The organism is Exiguobacterium sp. PvP048 (assembly GCF_040549175.1).
In the GTDB taxonomy this organism is placed as follows: Bacteria; Bacillota; Bacilli; order Exiguobacteriales; family Exiguobacteriaceae; genus Exiguobacterium_A; species Exiguobacterium_A artemiae.
Map to the genome: position 1 here is coordinate 1 of NZ_JBEPSU010000004.1, position 25,841 is coordinate 25,841.

Annotated in this window: 25 protein-coding genes; 12 read left to right on the top strand and 13 right to left on the bottom strand. The window is 47.1% G+C overall.

The window, feature by feature from the left end:
- Nucleotides 1–146: 146 nt before the first annotated feature.
- From ABIC15_RS09405 to ABIC15_RS09420, 4 genes are all read right to left on the bottom strand, one after another.
- Nucleotides 147–1,055 carry a YihY/virulence factor BrkB family protein gene (locus ABIC15_RS09405; RefSeq protein WP_354020559.1) on the bottom strand — a complete coding sequence of 303 codons (909 nt, stop codon included), beginning with the start codon at nt 1,053–1,055 and terminating at the stop codon, nt 147–149.
- 87 nt (nt 1,056–1,142) lie between these two features.
- Complete coding sequence (locus ABIC15_RS09410) at nt 1,143–1,568, bottom strand: NUDIX hydrolase (protein ID WP_012369536.1); 426 nt, start codon at nt 1,566–1,568, stop codon at nt 1,143–1,145.
- Between the two features lie 27 nt (nt 1,569–1,595).
- Nucleotides 1,596–2,507: a guanosine-inosine kinase gene (locus ABIC15_RS09415; protein ID WP_354020560.1), complete on the bottom strand. Its 912-nt coding sequence runs from the start codon at nt 2,505–2,507 to the stop codon at nt 1,596–1,598.
- Between the two features lie 196 nt (nt 2,508–2,703).
- Nucleotides 2,704–3,597 carry a 1,4-dihydroxy-2-naphthoate polyprenyltransferase gene (locus ABIC15_RS09420; RefSeq protein WP_012369534.1) on the bottom strand — a complete coding sequence of 298 codons (894 nt, stop codon included), beginning with the start codon at nt 3,595–3,597 and terminating at the stop codon, nt 2,704–2,706.
- A 160-nt stretch (nt 3,598–3,757) separates the two neighbouring features.
- Here ABIC15_RS09420 and ABIC15_RS09425 point away from each other — a divergent pair, with 160 nt between their 5' ends.
- From ABIC15_RS09425 to menC, 6 genes are all read left to right on the top strand, one after another.
- Nucleotides 3,758–5,137, top strand: coding sequence for an isochorismate synthase (locus ABIC15_RS09425; RefSeq protein WP_354020561.1), 1,380 nt, complete (start codon nt 3,758–3,760; stop codon nt 5,135–5,137).
- On the top strand, nt 5,127–6,773 hold the full coding sequence (gene menD / locus ABIC15_RS09430; RefSeq protein ID WP_354020562.1) for a 2-succinyl-5-enolpyruvyl-6-hydroxy-3-cyclohexene-1-carboxylic-acid synthase: 1,647 nt from the start codon (nt 5,127–5,129) through the stop codon (nt 6,771–6,773). Before ABIC15_RS09425 ends, menD begins: the two co-directional genes overlap by 11 nt.
- Entirely contained in the window at nt 6,770–7,567 is a 798-nt protein-coding gene (menH, locus tag ABIC15_RS09435) for a 2-succinyl-6-hydroxy-2,4-cyclohexadiene-1-carboxylate synthase (RefSeq protein ID WP_012369531.1), read from the top strand. Before menD ends, menH begins: the two co-directional genes overlap by 4 nt.
- Nucleotides 7,564–8,388 carry a 1,4-dihydroxy-2-naphthoyl-CoA synthase gene (gene menB / locus ABIC15_RS09440; protein WP_012369530.1) on the top strand — a complete coding sequence of 275 codons (825 nt, stop codon included), beginning with the start codon at nt 7,564–7,566 and terminating at the stop codon, nt 8,386–8,388. Before menH ends, menB begins: the two co-directional genes overlap by 4 nt.
- A 73-nt stretch (nt 8,389–8,461) precedes the next feature.
- Nucleotides 8,462–9,835, top strand: a complete 1,374-nt coding sequence (menE, locus tag ABIC15_RS09445; RefSeq protein ID WP_354020563.1) for an o-succinylbenzoate--CoA ligase — start codon at nt 8,462–8,464, stop codon at nt 9,833–9,835.
- Nucleotides 9,832–10,911 (top strand): o-succinylbenzoate synthase, encoded by a 1,080-nt coding sequence (gene menC, locus ABIC15_RS09450; protein WP_354020564.1) that lies wholly within the window; start codon nt 9,832–9,834, stop codon nt 10,909–10,911. Before menE ends, menC begins: the two co-directional genes overlap by 4 nt.
- A gap of 77 nt (nt 10,912–10,988) precedes the next feature.
- Here menC and map read toward each other — a convergent pair whose 3' ends face one another.
- From map to ABIC15_RS09480, 6 genes are all read right to left on the bottom strand, one after another.
- On the bottom strand, nt 10,989–11,735 hold the full coding sequence (gene map, locus ABIC15_RS09455) for a type I methionyl aminopeptidase (RefSeq protein ID WP_290829809.1): 747 nt from the start codon (nt 11,733–11,735) through the stop codon (nt 10,989–10,991).
- 14 nt (nt 11,736–11,749) lie between these two features.
- Nucleotides 11,750–12,940, bottom strand: coding sequence for an EAL-associated domain-containing protein (locus ABIC15_RS09460; protein WP_012369525.1), 1,191 nt, complete (start codon nt 12,938–12,940; stop codon nt 11,750–11,752).
- A 73-nt stretch (nt 12,941–13,013) separates the two neighbouring features.
- On the bottom strand, nt 13,014–13,280 hold the full coding sequence (locus ABIC15_RS09465) for a hypothetical protein (RefSeq protein WP_012369524.1): 267 nt from the start codon (nt 13,278–13,280) through the stop codon (nt 13,014–13,016).
- 126 nt (nt 13,281–13,406) lie between these two features.
- Nucleotides 13,407–14,579 (bottom strand): IS200/IS605 family element RNA-guided endonuclease TnpB, encoded by a 1,173-nt coding sequence (tnpB, locus tag ABIC15_RS09470; RefSeq protein ID WP_354020637.1) that lies wholly within the window; start codon nt 14,577–14,579, stop codon nt 13,407–13,409.
- A gap of 104 nt (nt 14,580–14,683) precedes the next feature.
- The gene (cshA, locus tag ABIC15_RS09475) at nt 14,684–16,276 is read right to left on the bottom strand and encodes a degradosome RNA helicase CshA (protein WP_012369523.1); all 1,593 of its coding nucleotides are present in this window, start codon (nt 16,274–16,276) and stop codon (nt 14,684–14,686) included.
- Nucleotides 16,277–16,614: 338 nt separating this feature from the next.
- On the bottom strand, nt 16,615–17,469 hold the full coding sequence (locus ABIC15_RS09480) for a S1-like domain-containing RNA-binding protein (RefSeq protein ID WP_214766405.1): 855 nt from the start codon (nt 17,467–17,469) through the stop codon (nt 16,615–16,617).
- A gap of 213 nt (nt 17,470–17,682) precedes the next feature.
- On the opposite strand from ABIC15_RS09480, the gene ABIC15_RS09485 reads away from it, so the two are divergent.
- From ABIC15_RS09485 to ABIC15_RS09510, 6 genes are all read left to right on the top strand, one after another.
- The gene (locus ABIC15_RS09485) at nt 17,683–17,850 is read left to right on the top strand and encodes a hypothetical protein (RefSeq protein WP_012369521.1); all 168 of its coding nucleotides are present in this window, start codon (nt 17,683–17,685) and stop codon (nt 17,848–17,850) included.
- Between the two features lie 123 nt (nt 17,851–17,973).
- Nucleotides 17,974–18,279 carry a hypothetical protein gene (locus ABIC15_RS09490; RefSeq protein WP_012369520.1) on the top strand — a complete coding sequence of 102 codons (306 nt, stop codon included), beginning with the start codon at nt 17,974–17,976 and terminating at the stop codon, nt 18,277–18,279.
- A 43-nt stretch (nt 18,280–18,322) separates the two neighbouring features.
- Nucleotides 18,323–18,580, top strand: coding sequence for a hypothetical protein (locus ABIC15_RS09495; protein WP_012369519.1), 258 nt, complete (start codon nt 18,323–18,325; stop codon nt 18,578–18,580).
- A gap of 77 nt (nt 18,581–18,657) precedes the next feature.
- On the top strand, nt 18,658–19,356 hold the full coding sequence (locus tag ABIC15_RS09500) for a lysophospholipid acyltransferase family protein (RefSeq protein ID WP_012369518.1): 699 nt from the start codon (nt 18,658–18,660) through the stop codon (nt 19,354–19,356).
- A 1-nt stretch (nt 19,357) separates the two neighbouring features.
- On the top strand, nt 19,358–21,253 hold the full coding sequence (locus ABIC15_RS09505; RefSeq protein WP_354020565.1) for an ABC-F family ATP-binding cassette domain-containing protein: 1,896 nt from the start codon (nt 19,358–19,360) through the stop codon (nt 21,251–21,253).
- Between the two features lie 133 nt (nt 21,254–21,386).
- Nucleotides 21,387–23,180, top strand: a complete 1,794-nt coding sequence (locus ABIC15_RS09510) for a diguanylate cyclase domain-containing protein (RefSeq protein ID WP_354020566.1) — start codon at nt 21,387–21,389, stop codon at nt 23,178–23,180.
- A 60-nt stretch (nt 23,181–23,240) separates the two neighbouring features.
- On the opposite strand, the gene ABIC15_RS09515 is transcribed toward ABIC15_RS09510, so the two are convergent.
- The 3 genes from ABIC15_RS09515 to ABIC15_RS09525 are packed head-to-tail and all read right to left on the bottom strand — an operon-like array spanning nt 23,241 to nt 25,514.
- Nucleotides 23,241–23,882, bottom strand: a complete 642-nt coding sequence (locus ABIC15_RS09515) for a hypothetical protein (RefSeq protein WP_012369515.1) — start codon at nt 23,880–23,882, stop codon at nt 23,241–23,243.
- Complete coding sequence (locus ABIC15_RS09520) at nt 23,879–25,054, bottom strand: DEAD/DEAH box helicase (protein WP_012369514.1); 1,176 nt, start codon at nt 25,052–25,054, stop codon at nt 23,879–23,881. Before ABIC15_RS09520 ends, ABIC15_RS09515 begins: the two co-directional genes overlap by 4 nt.
- Nucleotides 25,055–25,082: 28 nt before the next feature.
- Complete coding sequence (locus ABIC15_RS09525; RefSeq protein ID WP_214766409.1) at nt 25,083–25,514, bottom strand: hypothetical protein; 432 nt, start codon at nt 25,512–25,514, stop codon at nt 25,083–25,085.
- Nucleotides 25,515–25,841: the final 327 nt, after the last annotated feature.

Sequence of the window (25,841 nt, forward strand, 5' to 3'; positions counted from 1 at the left end):
AAGAAAAATTAGGCTACCTGACACCGAAAAAATACGGTGTACTGGCAGCCTAATCAAGGTGTTTTATATGTGTCTCATATTGCTAGGTCAGTCTAGACAGTAGATGCTTTTTTGGTACGGTCGCTCAAAATACGGGACGATTAAAATCAGCCAAACGTATTGGTCGGAATCGAGTCCAGATCCGCCTGTTCTTTTAATCGTTTTTCTTCCATTTTTTGCGGATCTGCTTTTTTCATGAACCGTTCCCACGAGGCGTTCAGTTCAGATCCGAGTAAAATGATGAGTCCTGTAAAATACAACCACAACAGTACAATGACGACACTTCCGAGTGAACCGTACGTTTGGTTATAGTTCGAAAAATTCGAGACATAAAATCCGAATCCAACCGATAACAGTTGCCACACGATGACACCAAAGACAGCTCCCGGAATGGCTTCCTTAAATGTAATGGGACGTTTCGGCGCAACACGGTAGAAAATCGACAAAATCAGAATCAACAGTACAGTGGAAATGGCATACCGCAATACCGTCAGCAGAATTTTTTGTCCCATATCAATCGGAATGACAAAGTTGGCTAAGTAGCTGATAATCGGACCGCCCAAAACGTTCAAGACGATCAACAGCAACATGCCGATACCGAGAACAATCGTTAAAATCAAGGCGATTCCACGGGCTGCGACGAATCCGCGCGGCGAGAAATCTCCGTACGCATGGTTCGCGGTCGTAATCAGACGATCGACACCTTTTGACGCCGACCAGATGGCAAGAATCGCACCGACGGACAGGAGACCGCCCTGTGGTTCTTTAATGGCCTGGAAAATGACATCAGTAAACGTATTCACCGACCCACCCGGCGCTAAATCACGAATTTGGGATTCAAGCGTCTGTTGATCAATGTCAAAGAATGATAATACTGAAATAACAAAAATGATACCTGGAAAAATGGATAAAAACCAATAATATGCAAGTGTTCCTGCATAATCCGTAATGTTGTGATCGGACATCCGTTGCTTTAGATTCAAGGCTAATCCTTTAGGATCACGTGTATGCGTCATCGTCATCTCTCCTTCATAAAAAAGAGGCAGTCTAGGACCACCTCATTGTCTTACTATACTTTTTCCCTGTTTATTTCAACTAAAACCTCAATTATCCTTGAGCTCGATATTATAGAAACGATCCGTCATCTTAGTCAATTCCTGCACAAGCGATGTCGGACGAATCGGTAAATCGGTTAACGCTTCGCGTTTGATCCACAACGGTGTATACCCGGACGACTCATCTTCGAATTCTTCTCCGGTTCCCGTCCCGAATACACCACCCGTTATTTTTGCCCAGTAATACGGATTTTCCAAGCCGTTAAAGTGAACGTTCGCAGCAACACCTTCAAGTTCTACGTCCACACCAAGCTCTTCATGGGCTTCCCGAATCGCCGTTTCTTCCAGTGTCGCTCCGGCTTCCCGTCCACCGCCGGGGAATACATAATACGTCTCACCCGGTTTATCCCGACGAATCAAGGCAACTTCATCTGCTTCATTAATTAAAATAATCGCACTTCTTTGAATCGGCATTGATTCTCCTCCTCACAAGCTGAGGACTCAACGAAGGGTCTCAAGCATTTCCGGAATCAGTCCGTTTTCCGTCGATGCAATGACTTGTGCGGCAACTTTCATTCCAAGCTGTAGTGCCTCTTCTGCCCGCTTCGATTCCGTCAATTCGGAAAGAACAGCGGAAAAGAATGAATCTCCTGCACCTGTTGAGTCGACTACTTTCACTTTTTTTGTTCCGACATGACCGGAAGTAGCCGTCCGGCGATCGACATAAACAGCACCTAACTCACTCATCGTGACCACGGTGAAAGGGGCTCCTTTTTTCGCCAGTTCGTTCGCTACATGGATTGCGTCTTCTACCGTCACAATCGATAAATCCGATAAAATTTCAGCTTCTTCACGGCTGCAGATGAATCCTGTGAATCCTTGCAACAGATGACGGTTGCGTTCAATGACACTCAAATGTCCACAGACACCATAAAGCGGCAACTCCATTTTGCGGCAGATGTGAATCAATCGTTCAAGCACTGTAACCGATAAATCCAAATCGATTGCGACTGCGTCCACTCCGTCCAGCGCATAGACAGATTGGCGAAGAATGGCTTCTTCAAGGAGTTTGGCGTCCGGTTGTTTGGAAATCGACGTCTGCAAATCTCCTTCATTGTCCATCACTGCAAGCCACATTCCCATTCCATGATCTTCGAGCATCTCTACATGATCGACGTTGGCGCCGTAAGATTTTAACTCTTCAAGTACCCCGACACCAATTTGATCGTTCGTAACCGTCGAGATAAAACGAACATCATTTCCGAGAACAGCTAGATTTTGTGCTACGTTTCGTCCTGTACCACCGTTCGAGAAGGTGATATCCCCGACGTTTTTGGCATCCTTATGCAAAGGCGCAAACGAAGTTCCTTTTATGTCGACGAATACTTTTCCGATTACCACAATTTTATTCATTCCTGTTCCACCTCTAAAAAAATTTCATGAACCCGAAGGATTTTATACGCGTTCTAGGCACATTGCTTCCATTATAGTAAAATTTCAAAACTGTTACAACCAATCAAACCATTGACTATACCAACAAAAAAATCCCGACGAAGGCAGTTTTATCCGTCCATCATTCGGGATTCCGTTCATAAAAACAGTTTTCCGGTCACAAGTTGGCAATCGTCAAACTGATCGCAAGCAATAATCCGAAAATCGTATTGACCTTTCCGGTCTGAGCCATACCCGGCATCAATTCCTGCGGTGGCAGATCACGCCAGAATAATTTTACGGCTTTGATCATCAGCGGAATGCTCAAAAGAGCAAGCAATGCCCACCAGGTGACGTTAAAGGCCAGTACGGCAATCAAAAGTGAGATGATTGCAGCGGCAAAAAAGGCAATCAGGACATAAACGGCTTTTTGATGCCCGACTAAACAGGCGATTGTCTTTCGGCCGTTGACTTTATCATTGTCGAGATCCCGTATGTTATTTGCGAGCAAAATCGAGCCGATTAAAATCGATACCGGAATCGAAATGGCGATCGCTTCCGTCGGAACATACCCGATCTGCAAATAAGCTGAAATCGCGATGATGACATAGCCCATGAAGAAACCGGCGACGATTTCCCCGAATGGTGTGTAGGCGATCGGTAACGGTCCACCCGTATAGATGTAACCAACGAACATCGACACGATGCCGATTAGTAGTAACCACCATGTTGTTTCAAGGCACAAATAGATACCAAGCAAGGCCGAAATACCATACAACGAGAAGGCAAACGCCAAAATCGTTCCCGGTTTAAAACCGTCACGGACAATCGATCCGCCGATGCCCACCGAGTCTTCCGTATCAAGCCCGCGCTTGTAGTCGTAATATTCATTAAATAAGTTCGTCGCAATCTGAATCAGCATCGATGCGATCAACATGGCAAAAAACAGATCCATCCGTAACGATTCGATCCGCGGTGCCACAATGGCCGTTCCTACGACGACAGGTACAAAACTTGCCGTCAGCGTATGTGGTCTTGTCATTCGCCAGTATACAGCGATTGATTTATTCATATAATAAACCCCTTTCCTGTCTAAGTGTATCGGGTTTCGTTTTTTACTGTCAATGCTCAATCCAAGATAGCTTATTCCTTCTTTTTTTCACATAAAAAGTTTACACTGAGAATAAGTGAAACGTATCACAGTATCTTTAGACTAGGGGGCAATGAGCGGTATGGCCTACGCTCAACATGAGCTTAAACAATGTATTGAACGTGCTGTTGGTCATGCGAATGCATATCAACGGTCTATCATCGCCGCGTATTCTTGGAATGTCGAGGCGCAGGATGTTAGCGCGCTGTCATTCGGGACGGAAGAACGCTTTTATTTTACGACACCTGATCGATCGATGCGCGCCATCGGTTTTGGTATTACGCAACAATTAAAAACAGCAGGACAGGACCGGTTTTTACAGATGCAGTCCATGTGGTCAAATTTGAATCGGGATCATGTCGGCACCGATTTATTTGCCTTTTGCGGCTTCTCTTTTTCGGAACTGAAACACACTGAATTTCGTTGGTCTTCTTTTGGGGAAGCTTCAATGACCATTCCGAAGTATCTTTATCTGGAACAAGATGGTCGTACGACGGTAACGGTTTTTGCGTTCGTTGAACCGCAATCTAACGCAGAAAAAATCCTCAATCAGTTGGCTGTCGAATATGCAGAACTGCATACTCCAAAATCCGACCGGTTCGTGACCCGGATTCGACTGACGCGTGACGGAAATGATGCTTTCGAAGCTTCTTTCCATCAAGCGACACAACTCTTAAAAACATCACTCAAAAAAATCGTCTTGGCCCGTGAAGTCGTCTACGAGCTTGATCAACCGATCGACTTGGCCGGACTTGTTCAGGAACTCGAATCATCGCAGCCAGGCAGCTATATCTTCTTCTTTCAACCGACGGCAGACGAAGCTTTCCTTGGTGCGACACCGGAACGATTGATTTTAAAATCCGGTCTTGAACTTAAGACAGCTGCCGTCGCCGGATCTGCTCCTCGACATGCCATCGAGACGACAGATACCGCACTCGGACAGTCGCTGTTACAGGACGACAAAAACCGTCATGAACATGCGATTGTCGTTGATTCAATCGAACAGACACTCCAAGGACTCTCGACGACGATCGACAAACCGGATGAACCGATGTTGCTGAAGAATCGTCACATCCAGCATCTGTACACTCCGATCAACGCTACGCTGTCACCTGAAGTCAGTCTCTTTCAGCTGATTGAAAAACTTCACCCTACACCTGCTCTCGGTGGAGAACCAAAAGAGGAAGCCGTCGCCGCCATCCGCGAAATTGAAACGTTCGAGCGTGGCTGGTACGGTTCTCCCGTCGGTTGGATGGACGGACAGGAAAACGGTGAGTTCATCGTCGCCATCCGCTCCGGTCTGTTTACCGATCGCTCGGCTGTTCTTTATGCCGGTTGTGGACTCGTCGAAGGATCCGTTCTTCACAGTGAACTCGAAGAAACCGAAACGAAACTATCACCGATGCTGCAGGCTCTGTCGCATCTCTGTACGATAGAAAAGGATGATATTTATGTTGAGTAAATGGATGCACGCATTAATCGATAATTTAGTGAAAAGCGGTGTCCGGGATTTCGTCATCAGTCCCGGATCCCGTTCGACACCACTTGCCATCGCTGCCTTTCTTCACCCTTTTAGCCGTACCCACGTCCTCATCGACGAACGGTCGGCTAGTTTTTTTGCCCTTGGTTTGACACGGACGGAGGATGTCTTGCGTCCGGTCGCCCTGATTTGTACGAGTGGAACAGCAGCTACGAATTATTATTCGGCCGTGACGGAAGCCAATATTTTCGAGCTGCCTTTGATCGTATTGACGGCGGATCGCCCCCACGAGTTGCGTGGTGTCGGCGCACCCCAAGCAATCGATCAAGTCGCTCTCTACGGAAAACAGGTCCGCCATGCCTTTGATTTGCCGTTACCGGAAGAGACTGCTCTTCCTTACGTCCAGCACGCGGCGGAACGAGCCGTTCTTCTCGCGCTTTCAGAGCCCGCCGGTCCGGTTCATATCAATATTCCGCTTCGGGAACCATTAATTCCCGAACTGGATCTCTTACAAACGGGTCAGCCTGTCGGACAACTGAATCAACCACAGGCGGAAAATCCTACCGAAAAACTCATTGAAATTTTATCAATCTCGCGTCTTTTGATTGTCATCGGACCTCAAATTTCTCTTGCCGATACACAAATCATTCTGGACTATGCAAACCGTGCACGAATTCCTGTTTTGGCCGATCCGTTGAGTCAAGGCCGCCGTTCTTCCAACGATACGGTTTTCGGCTATTACGATACGTGGTTAAAGGCAACAGCGATTCACGATAAAATCCGCCCGGAACACATTTTACGATTCGGTGCGATGCCGATCTCAAAACCGTATCTGCTTTGGTCAAAAGGAATTCCGACGACAGTTCTCGGCCATCCCGGAAACTGGCGCGATCCCCAGTTGCAGGCTCATTTTTTAAGCGGTCATCCGAGCCAACTGAAAACCGCTCCTGTGACCGTGCATGAAACCTCTTATCTCGAGACCCTGCAACGGGCAGAGAACACCGTACAGACTGTTTTTTCTTCTCTGGATGCCAATCAGCTGACGGAATATAATGTCGTCCGGGCATTAAATGATTTAACAGACGGCAGTCTGTTTGTTTCGAACAGTATGCCGATTCGGGACTTGGATACCTTTTTACCGATGGGGACACCGCTTCGTATTCTTGCCAACCGGGGTGCCAATGGCATTGACGGCATTCTTTCAAGTGCTCTCGGCGCGACCTATGAAGCCGAAAACCGTTATCTGCTTGTCGGTGACCTGGCGTTCTTGCATGATATCAACGGATTGCTGATGGCGCAGACCGTTCCGATTACGATTCTGTTAGTGAATAACACGGGTGGCGGGATTTTCAGTTTTCTGCCGCAACAAAATCTCGATCCGGCGTTGTTCGAACCTTTATTCGGAACAGCACAAGACGTTGATTTCAGTCATCTTGCTGCCGGTTACGGTGTCGAGTATGAACGGATTTCCTCGATTACGCATCTTCATTCGACCCTGCAACAACAAGCGACTGCGACACGGGTCTTGGAAATCGTCACCGATCGTCCGGAGAATGTCCGCCTGCACCGTTTGATTTGGGAGCAGACAAACGAGGCACTGCAGGAGACGTTCCGATGAAACTGCGGCATCAGGAATACCATGTCGAGATCAGCGGAAGCGGTCCGCCGCTTTTGCTGTTGCACGGTTTCACCGGTAGCAGTGCCACATGGGATCTGTTCGGAAGCCGGTTGCAGTCAGACTATACCGTTTACCGGATTGATTTGCTCGGCCACGGCCGTACCGCATCCGCATCTTATCAACGTATGCGCTTGACGGAACAAGTAAAAGATTTAAAAAGTTTGCTTGCGACCCGTGAGGAAGACTGGTCCGTTCTCGGTTATTCGATGGGCGGACGAATCGCGCTTCTGCTTGCTGCGACATCGAAACAGGTAAAGCAGACGATTGCTGTCAGCACGACTCCCGGTCTCCGGTCGGCACATGAGCGACGATTACGCCGTCAAGCCGACCGTCGTCTCGCTGATCGTTTACTGACAGATGGTTTAGCCGATTTCATCGATTATTGGGAGTCGCTCCCGCTGTTTGCAAGCCAACGTCATCTGCCGGTTGAAGTACAAGAATCGATTCGCCGTGGACGCCTTGCCCAATCACCGGAGGGGCTGGCCGCTTCTTTGATCGCTCAAGGAACCGGCAATATGGCTCCGGTCTGGCATTTACTTGACACCTCCTCGATTGATTGGATTGTCGGAAACGACGATGATAAATTTAAAAAAATTGCCATCGAAGCCGCTCCATCGGAAAAAATTCATTTAATTGAAGGTGCATCACATGCCCCACATATCGACCAACCGGAAAAGTTTGTTACAATAGTAGAGAAACTACTCTTAATTAATCAAATGGGGGAATTGAAATGAGATACGTTCCAGAATGGGCAGCTGCCCGTAGCTACGAAGACATCAAGTATGAAAAATGGAATGGGATTGCTAAAATTACAATCAACCGTCCAGAAGTACGGAATGCTTTCCGTCCGAAGACGGTTCACGAATTGATCGATGCTTTTTCACGTGCACGTGACGATCAAAACGTCGGTGTCATCGTCTTAACCGGTGAAGGCGATCTTGCTTTCTGTTCAGGCGGCGACCAAAAAGTTCGCGGACATGGTGGTTATGTCGGTGAGGATGAAATCCCGCGTTTAAATGTCCTTGATTTACAACGTCTGATCCGTGTTATTCCGAAACCGGTCATCGCTATGGTAGCAGGCTATGCAATCGGTGGCGGACATGTTCTTCACCTCGTCTGTGATTTGACGATCGCAGCAGACAATGCCAAATTTGGACAAACTGGTCCTAAAGTTGGTTCGTTTGATGCTGGTTATGGTTCTGGTTACCTCGCTCGCGTCGTTGGTCATAAGAAAGCACGTGAGATCTGGTACCTTTGCCGTCAATACGATGCCCAACAAGCACTTGATATGGGTCTCGTCAATACGGTCGTTCCACTGGCTGATTTGGAGCAAGAAACAATCCAATGGTGTTCTGAAATCCTTCAGCATTCACCAACAGCACTTCGTTTCTTAAAAGCTGCGTTTAATGCCGATTCAGACGGCCTTGCAGGTATTCAACAACTTGCAGGTGACGCCACGTTACTGTATTACACGACAGAGGAAGCAAAAGAAGGCCGTGACGCGTTTAAAGAAAAACGTGATCCTGATTTCGGACAGTTCCCACGATTCCCATAATACAAAAAAGGTTCAATGTCGAAAGACGTTTGAACCTTTTTCTTATCATCATTCAGAAAGGAAGTGACAATCCGTGTATCCTTGGATTTACACGCGTGCCAAAGAACAGCCGGACGATCTTGCCCTCATCACGGACAACGAGCGTCTGACCTGGTCTGCCCTTTATACAAAAGCGCATGAACTCGCCAGTTCCTGGGCTCCCCTGCTGTCACGCGGTGACCGCATCGCTTTATACGGTCCTTCAAGCAGCAGCTACATCATTGCTGTCCATGCGGCTCAATTGCTTGAATTGACGATTGTTCCGATCAATATTCGTCTGAGCCAAGCGGAAGTCCATATGCAACTCCAACAAGCCGATGTCCGATTCGTCATCTCAGATCGTCCGATCGATGCGCCGGTTAAACGGCTGCCGTTTCATGTCGTGAAGCCGGCACCTGATGTTCTCGTCCGGCATATGCCAAAACATTATATTCAGTCGATGTTATTTACAAGCGGTACGACCGGGCGGCCAAAAGCAGTCGAACAGACAATGCTCAATCATTTTTCAAGTGCCATGAATGCGGCCCGCCATACCGGTTCCTATCCGGATGACCGGTTCCTAGTCGTCACGCCGTTATTTCATATGAGCGGTCTCGCCGTCGTTTACCGCTCCGTCATCTATGGTGTTCCGCTTATTCTTGAGCCTCATTTTTCACCGAACAAGACCATTACATGGATCCAGACAGAACACATCACACATATTTCTCTCGTTTCCGTCATGTTGGATCGGTTGCTCGAAGCCGGATTACGACGGTTTGATTTACGCGTTGTTTTGACGGGCGGAGGGCCTGTCCCGTTACCGATTCTGACACGGGCGTTAGACCGCGGCATTCCCGTCATGCAAACATACGGTATGACCGAAACCGCTTCACAAGTGGCGACACTCCTGCCGGAAGAAGCGATCCGGAAAATCGGTTCTGCCGGTAAAGCCATCGCTCCGACGGAAATCCGGATCAATCGGTATCAGGAAATTGAAGTCAAGGGACCGACTGTCATGAACGGATATTTCGCTAATCCGGAAGCGACAGCCGCCGCTTTTACTGCTGACGGTTATTTGAAGACCGGTGATCTCGGACGGATCGATGCCGACGGTTACCTGTATGTATTAGATCGAAGAAGCGACTTGATCATTTCCGGTGGTGAAAATATTTATCCGGCAGAAGTCGAAGCCGCCTTATTATCAATCTCCGGCATCACGGAAGCCGGTGTCGTTGGACGGTTTGATCCGGTCTGGGGGCAGGTACCGGTTGCCTTCATCGTCAGTACACTGTCAGAAACTGATGTCCGGCAAGAAATGGAACGCTTACTGGCCAAATATAAATGTCCCGTCAGCTACTTTTACCGTGATACATTACCGCGCAATGCAAACGGTAAACTGATTCGGCGCCAGCTCAAGGAGTCGCTATGACGACCATTACCCTGCGCAGTGCGGAGCTGTTTGATGTCTATCTGACGTTTCGCCAGCCGATGCAGACCGCCATCTCTATCTTGTCGAAACGACGGACGACCATTTTACGGCTGACCGATCAGGAAGGACGCATCGGCTACGGGGAAGGCGTCGCTTTCGAGACACCTTGGTACACGGCGGAAACGCAGGATTCTCTTCGTGCCTTGTCCCCGCTCCTGTACCGTTTGCTTGCTGCAGCACCTTTATCCTCACCCGCTGCCGTTGCTGCACGCTTTCAGCCGATTAAAGGAAATCAGATGGCAAAAGCCATGTTCGACGGGGCTGTTCATGAATTATTTGCCCAAGCGGAGCAGACCTCTCTTGCCGCTTACCTCGGTGGTGACGAAAACCGGTCGATTCCGTGCGGAAAAGCACTCGGTCGCTCCTCAGCCGAGCAAACGGTGGAAGCAGTAGGTCAAGCATTAAACGATGGATTCGAACGGATTAAGTTGAAACTCGCTCCGACGGATACTGCGGTTTTGGAACAGGTTCGCAAATCTTTTCCGGATGCTCCGTTAATGTTTGATGCCAACGGAAGTTTTCAGGTAGCTGATTTACCGCTCCTTCAAGAGTGGGATACATTTTCGATGCTGATGATGGAACAGCCGTTTCCCGCTGACGACTGGTTAAGTCATCAGCATGCCGCCTCCTTACTGAAGACACCGCTTTGTCTCGATGAATCCATCCAGACGACACAGGATGCTTTACTGATGCGAACATTGCAGGCGGGTCAAATCATCAATATCAAGCCGGCTCGTCTCGGCGGTCTGACAGCAGCGCTCGATGTGCGAAGCATTTCGCCATCGTACTGGTTAGGCGGCATGTTCGAGAGCGGGATTGGACGGCGCCAAACGTTGGCATTCGCCACCTTACCGGGACTTGCTTATCCGATTGATATGTCTGGAACCGATCAGTATTTCATTGAAGATTTACTCGAACAGGACTATATCGTCGAAAACGGGTCTATCCGATATGCTGAACATCCGGTTTCCCGGGAACGGCTCGAACGATTGGCCGTTTCAACAAAAAAACTTTAAAAATAGGAGTATCAAATCCCGTTTTAATCAAGGGACTTGATACTCCTGTTTATTTTCAGCGGTTCATAAATTTAGACTCAATCAACTTTCGTTAAAATCTCATATCCGTCTTTTAAGACGATGACGCTATGTTCAAATTGCGAAACGAGACTTTTATTTGGTGTATATAAGGTCCAGCCGTCTTTCTCGTCTTCCATACAGAACTCGTCGCCGGTCGAGATAAATGTTTCGACGGCAATGACTTGTCCTTCTTTCAACAAATCATTTTCCTCGCGGCTGAAGTAGTTCGAAATCGATTCCGGCTCGCCGTGTAATGTCTTTCCGAGACCATGTCCCGCCAAGTTCCGAATGACGGTAAAGCCGCTTTTCCGTGTCTCGGCATAAATCGCTTTCCCAATCTGATTGACCTTCGTTCCGGCTTTTACTTTCTCCAATCCTTTTTCAAGGGCGGACAACGAAACTTCGACCAACCGGACATCTTCCGGACGACGGGCTTGTCCTGCGATAACCGTTTTGCCGGTATCGGAGTAATAACCATTCTTTACGGCTGAGACGTCAACATTAACAATGTCTCCCTCTTTGATGACGTACGCTCCCGGAATACCATGTGCGGCCACTTCATTTACACTGATACAAGTTGCTCCCGGAAAGTCATACATGACGATCGGTGCCGATTCCGCCCCGTGTTCTTTCAGGATCCGTGCCCCGATCTCGTCTAATTCCTTCGTCGTAATCCCCGGTTTGACGGCATCTGCCATCTCATCGCGTGCAATGGCGACAATCCGTCCGATTTCACGTAATGCATCGTAATCATAATCCAACATTATTCATTTCCTCCTCATTCACTCAATCGTTCTTGATATAAATAGTCTGCTGAAATATCAGCAAATAAGAACATCCCATTATTCAGCGGCATACTGAAAGTCCGTGTCTGCTCCCCGGAACTGAAGTCGACGTACCGGTCCGATAAATAGCCGGTATGCCGTCGTTCCATCGCTACTGTCGTACGGATGAAATACGGCCGGAAACTCCAATTGTATCCTTGATAAAACGAATAACGTTTCCATTCGCCGCTTTTTTTACTGATATTTGATGACTGCTGGAACCCATTGGCATCCGTAATATAGAATCGAATGAACTCCGGCTCCATCTTTTTCGCTAACATTAACAACCAACTGTCGAGGTCTTCCTCCGGCCTGACGGACTGGCAATATTCGTTGAATCGAACGGTCCAGTCCTGTTCGAGTTGAAACAGCCGGTTCATCTGTTCCCGGTCATATTTATAAAACATCGGAACCTCATGCAGCAAAATGTCCATTCCCGGGCACGTCGTCACCCAATCCGGTGTCGTTTCGCCGAGTAGGTTCCCCATGTAATATCGTCCGCCGTGCTGCCAGGCATAGCGCAACTGACCGAGGTGGCTGATGTTTTTGTACAACAGCGGAGCACCCAGCTGATCGCAGAGATGTTCCATCGTCTGCAATAAATGCGGATAACTGGCCGAGACAGTTTTTTTCTCAATCATCGATGCCAAATCGACAATCAGCATGTCCGGTGACATCGAAAATACCCGTTCGAGACTCGTTGCTTCCGCCCGGTCGAGCGCTACCTTCAAACCGGAATTTTGATAATAGGCGACAATCCGGCCGAGGCGGTCAAAATCATCGACCTGAACATCTGTTAATGTCACGTATAACCGGTCTTCCGGGAAATCAATCTGCGCATCACGCAGAATACTTAAAAAATCTTCGCCGCCGTTCTCAAATAACCAGGCCGGGCGACAGCGGACCAGAACAAACGAATGGGCATCCGTCGGTACTTTTTGAAAGGCATGTCGAATGACATGACTCATCACTTCGAGTTGGTATTCGATTGGTACATCATCTTCTTGAAAAAACGGTTTTAACGGTTCTCCCCGGAAATGGGATTGAATTTCATACCCTTCTACTTTAAAAGGCGCCGCTCCGACAATCGGCTGAAACCAAGCTTCAATTTGTTCGGGATGAACAATGACATCTAAGGCATCCATTCTTCTGCCCCCCTTTTCTCTTGTTCCATCTTATCAAAAAAAGAACCCCTCTGTAATCAGAGAGGTCCTGTCTTTAAAATAAGGTCGTATCTTTTCTGACTGCGATGTACAAATAGACACCAAATGTCGCCGTTAAATAGATGATACTCAGCACGCCGTATTGAATACCGGTTGCCCCACCTTTTCCAATCGCCAAGACAAGAAAGATAATCCCGCCAAACAGAAGGGTTGCTAAAGGAATATAACGGAAGTGCCCTTTCGTCGTCCGCTCACTGATCTGTTTTGTCGCGACGACTAGCACAATGAGACAAATAAATGCCAAAGCGTAGATAATATACACAAAATTCCGCCCTCTCTATATCGTTCATTGCTCATTTTAGCACGAGATTTCTTGAACTACCTCCACCTACGCTACGCTAAGAGGTGGAGGATTCCTGAGTTATCCGACCTATCGGTCGAAAAATGATCAGGCTAACCCCGTCGTCCCGACGGTTGAAGAAGCGAAGATACGTTCCGCTTCTCGTTTGAGATTCAGTCCTGCGTTCACGTCCCGGTCGTGGTGGATCCCGCAATTCGGGCATGTCCATTCTCGCAAGCCGAGATGTTTCACGTCTTTGTGTTGATGGCCGCAACTCGAGCAGAGTTGGCTCGATGCGAAGGTCTTTCCGACCTTCACGACGGTTTTGCCATACCAGTCCGCCTTGTATTCCAGCATGCGGAAGAATTCTGACCAGCTGACGTCCGAGATGGCCTTACTCCACTTACGGTTCTTCTGCATGTTCTTCACCTGCAAAGTCTCGATCCCGATGATGTCGTGGTTTTGGACGATCTCGGTCGATACCTTGTGCAGGAAGTCAGTGCGCTTGTTGGTAATCTTCTCGTGGATATGCGCGACCTTCCGCTTCTGCTTCTGATAGTTCTTCGCCTCGGAAAGCTTGACTTTCTTGATCAGGGCGATGCGTTGACGGCGGGAGAGCTTACGCTGTTCGCGCGCCAGTTTCTTCTCAAGCGAACGGAAGTAACGGTCGTTCTGGTAGACCGTGCCGTCCGACAGGATGGCGAAGTTCTTGAGTCCGACGTCGACGCCGACGGATGAACCGGTCTTCGACAGTTCGTGGATCTCCTGCTCGACGAGCAGGGAGACGAAGTATTTCCCTGAAGCGTTACGCCGGATCGTGGCGTTCAAGATACGGCCTGTGATCTGTTTCGAATGGGCGAAACGAACCCATTTCAGCTTCGGAAGTTTGAGCTTGTTTCCGACGATTGACACTTCAGGAAGCTGATTTTTGCCTTGGATGTTGGTCTTGAACGACTGGACGGGATTACGCTTCGACTTGAATCGAGGACGTTCGTTCTGCTTCTTGAAGAAGCGGTCAAACGCATCGGCAAGATGTTTGACGCTGATCTGAACAGATGTGCTATCGACTTCCTTCAACCAGTCGAACTCTTGCTTCAACAAAGGAAGTTCTTTAGAACAAGAACCGTAGGACAGTCCTTTCCCAGTGGTCTTGTACGTTTCCTCCCACTTCGCCAGGAAGTGGTTGAAGACGAAGCGCGAGCACCCGATCGTCTTCGCGATCAGTATTTCCTGCTCTTTCGTGGGGTAGATTCTGAATTTGTAGGCCTTGTGCTTCAACACCATTTTTCACCTCCCTTAAAGGAAATATACCCGAAAGGGAGATGAATCGCCTAATTTTTGATAAAAAAGAACCGACTTGTCTGTGACAAATCGGTTCAAACTTCTTACTTTTCAAAACGTGGTTTACGTCCACCACGGTTGCGATCACTTTCACTGCGGTTACGGCCAGCGTATCCACCTTCACGGCGATCTGATGACGCTGATGAAGAACTACGGTTTCCTTCAGAAGGACGACCGCCTTCACGGCGCTCCCCACCACGTGGGTTGCTGCCACGGTATCCGCCACCACGGTTAGAAGAAGAACCAGAACCTGATCCACCTTTGTTGCCGTAAGGACGACGGTTACCACCGCCACCGTTGCTGCCAAAACGTTTAACACGGATTGGTTCGATTGACGAAATTTGAACTGGCGTTGCATCCGGCTCTTTCGTTAATCCTTTAAGCGCTGCTGCGATTAATTCAACCGCTTCATACTCTTCAAGAAGTTCTTGAGCGAGTGTTGTATACTCTTGTGAGTTTTTCGCTTCTACACGTTTGATCAACTCTTGTGCAGCAAGTTTCAAGTTGCCTTCCAAGATTTCGTCAAGCGTCGGTGCATGACGACGTGACATTTTTTTGTTTGTTACACGTTCGATTGTTTTGATTTGACCAAACTCACGTGGTGTAACGAATGTGATTGCTGATCCTGTTTTACCAGCACGACCTGTACGACCGATACGGTGAACATAGCTCTCCGGATCTTGCGGGACGTCGAAGTTGTAGACGTGTGTAACGCCTGAAATATCAAGTCCACGTGCCGCTACGTCAGTTGCAACAAGGATATCGATTGTTCCTTTTTTGAAGCGACGGATGACTTGGTCACGTTTTGCTTGTGTTAAGTCACCGTGTAAGCCGTCAGCTGTATAACCACGTTGGATTAGACCTTCTGTCATCTCATCGACACGTTTTTTCGTACGACCGAAGATGATCGAGAGTTCCGGAGAATCCGTATCAATCAAGCGGCAAAGGACGTCGAATTTTTGGCTTTCTTTTAATTCGATGAATGATTGGTCGATGTTTTCGACAGTCATTTCTTTTGCTTTTACTTTGATGTGAGTCGGAGTCGTCATGAAACGATCTGCGATTTTACGAATCTGCGGCGGCATTGTCGCAGAGAATAAAAGTGTTTGGCGAGTTGGCGGAAGTGTACCCAAGATTTTTTCGATATCTTCCACGAAGCCCATGTTCAACATTTCATCTGCCTCATCCAAGATAACTGTTTGGACGTGGTCAAGGTTTAATGTTTTACGGTTCATGTGGTCCATTAGACGACCAGGTGTAGCGACGACGATTTGTGGGTTCTTACGAAGCGCACGAATCTGACGGTCGATTTGCTGACCACCGTATACTGGCAATGCATGAACACGTTTTACTTCACCAATGCGGTTAAGCTCTTCTGCTACTTGAATCGCAAGCTCACGAGTCGGTGCAAGGATCAATGCTTGGATATAACGTGATTTTGCGTCAAGACGCTCAATCGTTGGAATACCGAATGCAGCTGTTTTCCCTGTTCCTGTTTGTGCTTGACCGATTAAGTCAACGCCGCTAAGACCGACTGGAATTGTTTCTGCTTGGATTGGAGTTGCTTCTTCAAAGCCCATTTTTAGGACACCTTTGATAAGTGCCTCACTAAGATTTAATTCACGAAATGTTGTCAATGCTAAATACTCTCCTTTGTCATATGAAAAGCGTCTGCCACTAAACAGACGCTACCGTAACGAATACAATCGACTACCTATTATAGCAGAACCTCTTCCTTAAAGATAGGGGCTATTTCTGCGTATAATAATGTTTAGGGAAGTCACCATCATAATCGTTGCCATAAGGGCGAGGGAAAGGCATGATGCCCGGACCGTACAACGCTTGAATTCGCGCCGTTTGCCCCCACTAGTGATGGGGTTTTATTTGGAAATGGTCGCCGGTAAGTACCAGCCGCAACCACCAAAATGATGAATTCCTAACTATTTATTCGAAACGTAGGCTTAAGTTGGTTAACTTATTTCGTTAACCGAATACCCGTTTCATGTTTTTCTATTTTTTTGTCTTTCAACAATCGACCTAAAGCACGTTTGAAGGCAGCCTTACTTAGGCCAAATACCTCATCAATCGTCTCAGGAGGTGTCTTATCACCATACGACATCTGACCACCATGTTCAAGCAGGTGATTCATGATCAAATCCGCATCGATGTCGATTGCCTCGTGAGCACGTGGTCTTGCTGAAAGTAATACTGTACCATCTGGCTTCACATTTGTCACCCGTAATTTCATAACTTCTCCAAGTCGCGGCCACCGTTCCATCTCTTGTTCATGGAGAAAACCAATCGTCTGTTCATTGACCCAGACGTTGACGCCGGGATCCCGCTGAGCAAAGACAAGTCCTTCGACATCCATGTTATTCCACTCTTCCGGTGCCGGTTTTGCCCGTAAGTTAAAATACGCATAGGGAGCCGGATCTCCGAGTAAACGAAGTTTTTGGTCATGTTTGAGACGAATGTAGAGTTGATCTCCTTCTTCCGGCCAAAATGTCCGGCGTTGCGGCAAATCATCAAGAGATACTAACACGTCTTTTTGAATACCGATGTTTGCAAATACGCCTGTATTGTAACGCGTACCGTTAATCGTCGTTTTGACGTAGTCTTCAAACGATGCTTCCGGAATCGTCATCGAAGAAGCGAGACGCCCTTCGTTGTCCTGATAAAGAAAGACTTCCACTTCTTCGTCAAGTTCGAGCTTTTTTGTTTGTTCATTATTATGAAGTAAGATGTCCTCTTCCCCGTTGCTTAAGAAAACACCAAACTCTGCTTCTCGTTCTACTTTTAATGTGACAACCTGTCCTGCGCGTAATGCCATGAGTGGTCATCTCCCTTCTGTTGTTTCCATCTGTTCCTGCGTATCACCTATCATACTATACTCTTTTTCCTCCCCTCTCCGACATGAAGCAAAAGTGACCAAATATGACATTTTTGTGAACGGTTCTGATTTGAGTGATTTTTTTGAAAAAAAGATATATGATAAAACAATAGGAAAAAGAAGGTTTAGTTTAGTTAAATATGGGGGAAAAACATGTTTCATAACATTCAATCGCGTTCTTTCGCAAGACGCTTCACAAAAACATTGGTATTTGCTTTTTTTGCATTCCTCGCAACGATCGGAATCGTTTTTGCAGAAGGTTCGAACAGTACAGACCTGTCTCCGAAGACACCTGCACTTCAACATATTGACACTCCATAAAATCTACACTAAGCGTGTGGATTTTTTTATTTTTCCCGAAGTTTTACAGGACGATACAGGAAATCACGGTTTTGTCACGAATTCTTTAGAAGATGTATATCATCTAAATAAGGAGGGCGTGTCATGTGGTTTTATCTTTTCACGACGTTTACAGGTCTCATCAGTACATATTTGAGTTATACGACCGGCTATTATACAGATTCAATCGGTGTATTCGTTTTTACACTCGCCATCTGCTTATCGCTCTCTTCCTTCAGACAGCTCCTTCGGACATCTCACCAGTCCTATCATGAATATGTGCAGCATCGCCGAGTCAAAAAGCAGTATGAACGGATGAAAAAACGGGAACAGTCGTATCAATTGTCTTACGATCAACGTGAATCCATTCCACCACTTGCATTATCGGCGACAGAACAGCATGATAAATAAAGAACCGCTTTAACTTCGTATGATTAGGAGGAACTGAGTCATTATGAATGAAATTCCCTTATCCAACGGTTGGACCCTTCGTTACTCGCCTGTCATCGACCTGTGGTTAAAAGAAGACGGCGTCCTGCTTGTCGATCACGAAGATAAGGTCCGACTGACATTGATCCTTGACGAGGAGTCGATGGAAATCAAACAGATTGATAATACTAACGCTTCTTTCTCGATTGACCCAACGACCCGTCGTTTGACGTTTGAACTTGGAGAAACCGAAGAAGAGTCGGAACCTCGTTATTGGGAATAATGACGAAGACTGGGTGCGATACCCGGTCTTTTTTTGTACAATAATCATTGAAAGCAAAAAAGGAGTCTGATGCCACTATGTTACGCACAATCATCTGGTTCATTCATTTTGGACTGGTTCTACCCCTTACATTACCGTTTCTTCCGGGGGCAAAACGTCGAACGCACGCTGCACGCTACGCCTATACACAAAAAGTGGCTCATGCCTGGGCAAACTCATTACTCCGGCTTGCCGGAGTCAAGGTCCGGATGACGGGTCAGGAACACATCCCGGCCGATCAACCAGTCGTCTTCATCGCTAATCATCAAGGTAATTTTGATGTTCCGATCCTCCTCGGAAAAATCGACAAACCAAAAGCCTTCATCTCAAAAATTGAAGTGAACAAGATTCCCATTGTGAATGTCTGGATGAATCTGATGGGATGTGTCATGATTGACCGCAAAGATCGCCGACAGTCTCTCAAAGCTATCCGGGCCGGAATCGACACGATTAAAGATGGTCAATCGATGATTATTTTTCCCGAAGGCACACGTTCTAAAGGAGGACCTGTCGCCGAGTTTAAGGCAGGCAGTTTTACACTGGCTACATCGAGCGGAGCATTAGTCGTTCCGATTGCGATTTCAGGAAGCTATCGTGTCATGGAGGAAACCGGACGCATTCGACCGGCGACCGTCGATGTGACGATTTTAAAACCGATCGACCCGACATCCATGTCGCAAAAAGAACTGGTCGTTCTGGTCGAACAACAAATCAAGGAAATTGTAGAAGGAGTCTGACATGTTACTTAAAGTCGATCAACTAAAAAAAGAATTCGCCGATAAAATCGTATTCGAGGATGTCACCTTTTCCGTGAGTCCCGGTGACCGGATCGGAATCATCGGTGTCAACGGTACCGGAAAATCAACGTTGCTTCATATCTTAGCTGGACAAGAAACACCGGACGCCGGTGAGCTTCAACATCCAAATGACTACCGGATCCGCCTGCTTTCGCAGTCAACGGATTATCCGGAAGATCAAACAGTCATGCAGGTTTTGTTATCCGGCAATACCCCCACCATCAATGCGCTTCGTCATTATGAAGTTGCACGGTTGGCTCTTGAGCAAGATCCGGCAAATGAAACGTTACTGACACGGTTCATCAGCGCACAAACAGAAATCGATGCTGCGAACGCCTGGGATACTGAGTCCCGTCTCAAAATGATTTTAAATAAACTCGGCATCACGAATCTTGAAGCTACGATCGGTTCCTTGTCAGGCGGACAACGAAAACGGGTCGGACTGGCTGAAGCGTTGCTCGACGAAGCCGATCTTTTACTCCTCGATGAGCCGACCAACGAACTTGACGCCGAGACGATCACTTGGCTTGAATCGCAAATTAAGGAATACCGCGGGGCGATCTTACTGATCACCCACGATCGTTACTTCTTGAACCGTGTCACGAATCATATGATGGAAATCGCGAACGGTACAGCTTACTTCTATGTTGGCAATTATGAGTCATTCCTCGAGAAACGGGCGGAGCGCCGGGAACGGACAGCCTCGATGGAAGAAAAACGACAAAACATCCTTCGGCGGGAACTCGCCTGGCTGCGCCGCGGGGCGAAAGCACGGACGACCAAACAAAAGGCACGGATTCAACGGGTGGATGCTCTGCAAGAACTGTCTTACGAAGAAGACGAAGCAGCGCTCGAAGTTCAGGTCGGCTCCACCCGACTCGGGAAAAAAGTCATCGAAGCGGTGGATGTCAGTCAGCAATTTGGCGACCGGACGTTGTTCAATGATTTCAGCTGGTTATTTGGCCGGAAGGAACGATACGGAATCGTCGGACGAAACGGGAGTGGAAAATCCACTTTGTTATCAATTCTTGCCAAACGCCTGGAACCGACGAGCGGTGAAGTTATTCACGGCGAAACAGTAAAAGTCGGCTTTTACGGTCAATTCGCAGAATTCAGTCACCCTAACCGCCGGGTCATTCAAGAAGTCGAACGGATCGCCCAAGTCATCACGACCCTGGACGGTCAGGAAATCACGGCAAGTCAGATGCTTGAACAATTTTTGTTTAAACCGGAAGCACAATATAAACCAATCGGTAAATTATCCGGTGGTGAAAAACGACGGTTGAAACTGCTCACGATTTTGATGGATGAACCAAACGTTCTTTTCCTTGACGAGCCGACCAACGATTTGGATACGGAAACGTTATCCGTGTTGGAAGATTATTTGGACTCGTTCCCGGGAACCGTCATCACAGTCAGTCACGACCGCTATTTCCTTGACCGTGTCGTCAACCGGTTATTAGCATTTGAAAACGGTGAAATCGTATCGTACTACGGTCAATACACCGATTATTTAGAGCAACGGGAACTCCCTTCCGTCATCGAGGCACCTATCGTAAAAGACGTGCCGACCGTCGAAGCACCGCCTGCCGAGACACCCAAAAAACTAAGTTATCAGGAACAGCTCGACTGGAAGACGATTGAATCTCAAATCGAGGAAGCGGAACTTCAGGCGGAATCTCTTGAGCAACAACTGGCTTCTTCCGGAAGTGATTTAGGTCAGGTCAACGATCTTTATCAGCAAATCGAACAAGCGAAAGCAAAAATCGATCAGTTGATGGAATACTGGACTTATTTATCCGAAAAAGTCGAGGCATACGAAAACTATAAAAACTAATTTTTTTCTTATTGAATCGTATCCATTCGTCAATACGACGGACGGATACGATTTTTTTTTGATTCACATGAACCGGACAAAAGCAGTGTATGATAAAAAAAGGACAACACACTTCAAGTGAGGAGGCAGTTTCATGCAACGATCCCCCTATTTCATAAAATGGTTTCCGCCGTTGCTGATCATTTCTACGCTGCTCGTAGTGATTTCCTCTGCAAACGAATCGATTCCCAACCTTGTCGTCGAACAAATTCTGCAGTATCTGTCGATGATCTTGATTGCCTTTTTCATTTTAGTCGCCTATAAAAAAGAACAGTTTCTCATCGTTCCTAGACGGAATTTCTGGTTGCTTGCGCTTGGTTCTTTATGTCTATCCGTCATCGGATCCGTCTTAGAAACAATTCATTTGTTCAGTCCGCCCGAAAGTTTTTCCGGATTCTACAGCCTCGCTTTATTTTCCTTGTCTCATTATTTATTTTTGTATGCTATTTTTTACCGGATTGCTTCTAAAAAGAGTTTCGGTCAACACCTTTTGGCTTTTATCGATGCCATCATTTTAGTCATCTTTCTTGCTTTAGTTGCGTTTCATATTCTGAATGAACTGGTCGATCCCGCTGTCAATCCGTTCCCTTATTCGCTTGTCGTCATCATCAATACATCACTCGGTCTGTTCGTGTTCTTTTACTTTTTCTTTATCCAGGACACCCACTGGGTATCCCGGACGACACTATTTTTACTGTTCTTATCGATTTTCATTCGAGGTCTGTATGAAATATCGTCCGTTTATTTTCCGGCATTTACGATGCAGTATCTGGTTTTCTCGCCCATCCTTATCCGTTTGGCTCAGAGCGCAGCGATCCTTTGGCATATTGACCATATCGCTGAAGGGGTTAATAAGTCGCCGATCGTCCAACGTGCTTGGCTCCCGCTGTTATCTTTACCATTATTCCTTCACTATTTCCTGGATGAGGACGGACAAAAACAGGATGTCTTTATCATCTTATTTTTATTGATTGTTCGCCAGATTCTTATCACGCGCCAACATACATCGATCGTTCGTCAACTCGATACCCGAAATGAACAATTGGCGATACGGGTGGATCGACGAACTGAACAAATCAAAGCCAGTGAACAACAAGTCATTCCGCTGTTCATGGGACATCCTGATCCAATCGTTCGCTTTAATCAGAATCAGGAACCGACTTATGCGAATCAGGCTGCTCAACGGATTTTTGGCCTTTCAGACATGACGATTGATGATGTGACGGACGAACTGCACCATGTTCAAACTGCCTTGAAGATAGGGACGAATCATTATCAAAATGAAGCGAATCAACAATTCGAATTAATTCCGATCCCGATTCAGATTGGCGATACTGCCGTTGGCCACTTCTTGATCTTGCATGACGTAACAGAGCGGATGGCACGTCAACAGCAAATCGAATACCATGCCTATCATGACGGTTTAACCCACATCGGCAATCGCCGATCGTTGGAAAAAACGTTTCATGAAAAAACAGTTACCTTGAATTATCTCGCCCTGATTGATTTGGACGGCTTCAAACAAATTAATGACACGTACGGTCATGAAGCCGGAGACTATATTCTGATAGAAGTCGCACGACGTCTTGCCGGAGAATTATCCGCTGACGAATCGGTTTACCGGCTAGGTGGAGACGAATTTGCTCTGCTGACCTCGGCGAAAGATGAAGTTTCTTTAAGAAGACGCTGTAAGATTTTCTTGAATCAGTTGTCGAAACCGTACCAGTATCACGGACAACGGTTACGTGTTTCTGCCAGTGTCGGCGTCGCACGCCACGATTTGGAATCCGATTTAGAACAATGGTTGAAACAGGCGGATTTAGCCATGTATCGTGTGAAGCATCAAGATAAAAACGGCATCGGTGTATATCGTTCCGAAATGGAATAATGATTTCCACTCAAAAAAAACCGTCCCTTCCGAATGAGTACGGAAAGGCCGATTTTTTTGTCATTCCGGGCGTGGGGCGATGTTTCCTTCTTCGATATCGAGCAATAAATCAATTAACTCGGCACAGAATTCAGGATATTGGCGTAACAAGGCATCTTCTCCTACCTCATCCACGAAATCCGCCAAAAGAATCCGGACTTCCGGCACTAATGCTTTGGCGACTTTCATGTAAGCAATTGCAAAACGCCATTTCCCCGAGATATAAAGAAGTTTACCGACCAGTAAATCCCCCGGTTCGACTTCAATTTCTCCTAAATCGGTCTGATAGGTCTGCTTTGACATGATGTCGACGACCCGGTCTTCCTCAACAAGAAACAGAGAAGGCACCGGATCCGCCAACCCTCTTAAAGCACGGTATAAACTCGGTGACATGTCTTCCTTGACCTGTTCTAAAAAACGACCGTGCGGTGTTTTGCCTTGTTCGTCCGTTTCATAGAAAATGGCCCAATCAACGAATAGATCACGGAACAGTTCAGCGTCCTTTAAATACCATCGTCCTTCCGTTGCAATCTCTTCGATGAACGCGACCCAATCCGTACTTCTGGCCGTTGCGGCTTCCTGGTACATCTTTTTTAGTGCCGTATTCATCTCCGCTTCCGATACGGTCGTTGGAAAAGGAATGATCTTTCGCTCGCTTTTCATCGTGTCGGTCCTTTCCGGTGTGGGTTCGCCGGGCGTTTAATGGTTTTTGGTTCAGTTTCTTCCCGTTTCGGAATCACTTCCCCACGGTAAATCTCCATTTCTTCTAGTTCCACACCCATTTGTTTAGTCAATGTCTTCAGGTGTTTCAAATCGTGATCCGTCACAAGAGCAAGGACCATACCGGATGCGTTCCCGCGCCCTGTCCGTCCTGAACGGTGAACGAAATCATCGAAGGATTCGGGTAAATCATAATGAACGACATGCGTGACCGCTTCGATGTCGAGGCCACGGGCGGCAAGCCCCGTCGTGACAAGTAACGGGAACTCTCCGCGTTTATATGAACGAAGCGTCTCCATCCGTTCGCGTTTTCCTTTTTCGGCGTCAAGAATACGGTACTTTAAGGAGAACTTACTCAATTCACCGTTTAACGGTCCGAGGAATGAACGGTTGTTGATGAACGTCAACACTTTCGCTCCCTGCATGTTGGCCAGGCGGCGCAAGTATTCCGGTTTGAGGCGGCGTGACATCTCGATATAACCGAACTTCACTTGCGTACTCATGACACGTTCTACTTTAATCCGTTCCGGCTCGTTCGCAAATAACGTTTTACCCCATTCAGCCGTTCGTTCCGGCAACGTCGCCGAGATGAATGCCAGCTGACGATCACGCAATGCACTGTTGGCAATCCGTGTGGCCGAAGCACTCATTCCGCTCTCATAAATTTGATCGGCTTCATCCAAAACAATCAGTTTCACTTTATGCATCTTCATTTTTTTAGAATCAATCAGTTCGACGAGGCGGCCCGGTGTTCCGACGATGATTTGCGGTTTTTTCTTCAATCGTTCGTGTTGGCGTTTGAGTTCGACACCGCCGATGAAGGCACCGGATTTAATGCCGCTTCCTTGCGAAAACAGTTGAATGACCTGATGAATCTGCATGACCAGTTCACGTGTCGGTGCGGTGATCACGACTTGGATATGCGGTTCATTTTCATCAATCAATTCCAGTGCCGGGATGACATAGGCCAATGTTTTCCCGGTTCCGGTCGGTGCTTCGACCAACACATCTTTTCGTTCGCGTAATAATGGGATTGCCTGTTCTTGAACCGGCATCATTTTTTCGAAGCGGGCGCGTTCCCATGCTTCCGTAATAAAAGGTTTCATAAAGTCCATAACGTGTATTCTCCTACTCTCTTCTGCATCATTCTGTGACATATTCAAATTGATCGGTCGTTTCGTCACGCAGACCACGTAACGTTTGTGTATATTCATTCCCTGCGTCGATGAGCCGGATGTGATAGACCACTTCCTGGTCACTCTTTATTTCTTCCGTCAAAATATCGAACCCTTGAATGACCCGGTCTTGCAGTTCATCCGCCAGTTTCGGAAACTGACGGAGTACCGGATAATCGGACCGGACATCACTCGGACGGCGGATCAGCTTCGCCAAGTATTTTTCGTTGTATCCGATGAAGTCTTCAAAATCAAAGTCATCTTCAAAACGAATCCAAAAGCCGTCTTCCTCAAACTCCGTAATCATACCCGTTCGCGGCGTTCCTTCAGTTGATACCTTTAACGTCACCCAATCACCTGCTCTGTAATCGGCACGGTCTTCCAACATTGAAAAATCCATTTTATGCACCTCCACGGTCTATATTCCCTTTTTCATTGTCAACGATACGTCATAAAAATACAAGATAACCCGGTGTGACTTTTATCACGATTCCAACTGTCTTGTTCAGAACAGGATGAAAATAGTGATACAGATTTGAAAAAACGGCTGAATTTCGACGTTTTCCTGTTTTTCGACCCTCTTCCGACTACTGGTACACATTTGAATAATTCCTTCTATACCAACGTTTTTGAAGTCTCTTACGCTTTCACCGGGATGTAAAACTCTTCCCGCTTTATGTTTGTTACACTATTCACATAAGGGATGTATCTTGCACTGTTCACCTTA

Bases quoted from the DNA above. Each gene is read 5' to 3' on its own strand.
- ABIC15_RS09420 (WP_012369534.1), bottom strand. From the start codon at position 3,597: ATGAATAAATCAATCGCTGTATACTGGCGAATGACAAGACCACATACG.
- ABIC15_RS09405 (WP_354020559.1), bottom strand. From the start codon at position 1,055: ATGACGCATACACGTGATCCTAAAGGATTAGCCTTGAATCTAAAGCAA.
- ABIC15_RS09480 (WP_214766405.1), bottom strand. From the start codon at position 17,469: ATGGCATTACGCGCAGGACAGGTTGTCACATTAAAAGTAGAACGAGAA.
- ABIC15_RS09410 (WP_012369536.1), bottom strand. From the start codon at position 1,568: ATGCCGATTCAAAGAAGTGCGATTATTTTAATTAATGAAGCAGATGAA.
- menH (WP_012369531.1), top strand. From the start codon at position 6,770: ATGAAACTGCGGCATCAGGAATACCATGTCGAGATCAGCGGAAGCGGT.
- ABIC15_RS09495 (WP_012369519.1), top strand. From the start codon at position 18,323: ATGAATGAAATTCCCTTATCCAACGGTTGGACCCTTCGTTACTCGCCT.
- ABIC15_RS09500 (WP_012369518.1), top strand. From the start codon at position 18,658: ATGTTACGCACAATCATCTGGTTCATTCATTTTGGACTGGTTCTACCC.
- ABIC15_RS09460 (WP_012369525.1), bottom strand. From the start codon at position 12,940: ATGGATGCCTTAGATGTCATTGTTCATCCCGAACAAATTGAAGCTTGG.
- ABIC15_RS09520 (WP_012369514.1), bottom strand. From the start codon at position 25,054: ATGGACTTTATGAAACCTTTTATTACGGAAGCATGGGAACGCGCCCGC.
- menB (WP_012369530.1), top strand. From the start codon at position 7,564: ATGAGATACGTTCCAGAATGGGCAGCTGCCCGTAGCTACGAAGACATC.
- ABIC15_RS09490 (WP_012369520.1), top strand. From the start codon at position 17,974: ATGTGGTTTTATCTTTTCACGACGTTTACAGGTCTCATCAGTACATAT.
- ABIC15_RS09485 (WP_012369521.1), top strand. From the start codon at position 17,683: ATGTTTCATAACATTCAATCGCGTTCTTTCGCAAGACGCTTCACAAAA.
- map (WP_290829809.1), bottom strand. From the start codon at position 11,735: ATGTTGGATTATGATTACGATGCATTACGTGAAATCGGACGGATTGTC.
- ABIC15_RS09515 (WP_012369515.1), bottom strand. From the start codon at position 23,882: ATGAAAAGCGAGCGAAAGATCATTCCTTTTCCAACGACCGTATCGGAA.
- ABIC15_RS09525 (WP_214766409.1), bottom strand. From the start codon at position 25,514: ATGGATTTTTCAATGTTGGAAGACCGTGCCGATTACAGAGCAGGTGAT.
- ABIC15_RS09425 (WP_354020561.1), top strand. From the start codon at position 3,758: ATGGCCTACGCTCAACATGAGCTTAAACAATGTATTGAACGTGCTGTT.
- ABIC15_RS09505 (WP_354020565.1), top strand. From the start codon at position 19,358: ATGTTACTTAAAGTCGATCAACTAAAAAAAGAATTCGCCGATAAAATC.
- ABIC15_RS09510 (WP_354020566.1), top strand. From the start codon at position 21,387: ATGCAACGATCCCCCTATTTCATAAAATGGTTTCCGCCGTTGCTGATC.
- ABIC15_RS09415 (WP_354020560.1), bottom strand. From the start codon at position 2,507: ATGAATAAAATTGTGGTAATCGGAAAAGTATTCGTCGACATAAAAGGA.
- menC (WP_354020564.1), top strand. From the start codon at position 9,832: ATGACGACCATTACCCTGCGCAGTGCGGAGCTGTTTGATGTCTATCTG.
- menD (WP_354020562.1), top strand. From the start codon at position 5,127: ATGTTGAGTAAATGGATGCACGCATTAATCGATAATTTAGTGAAAAGC.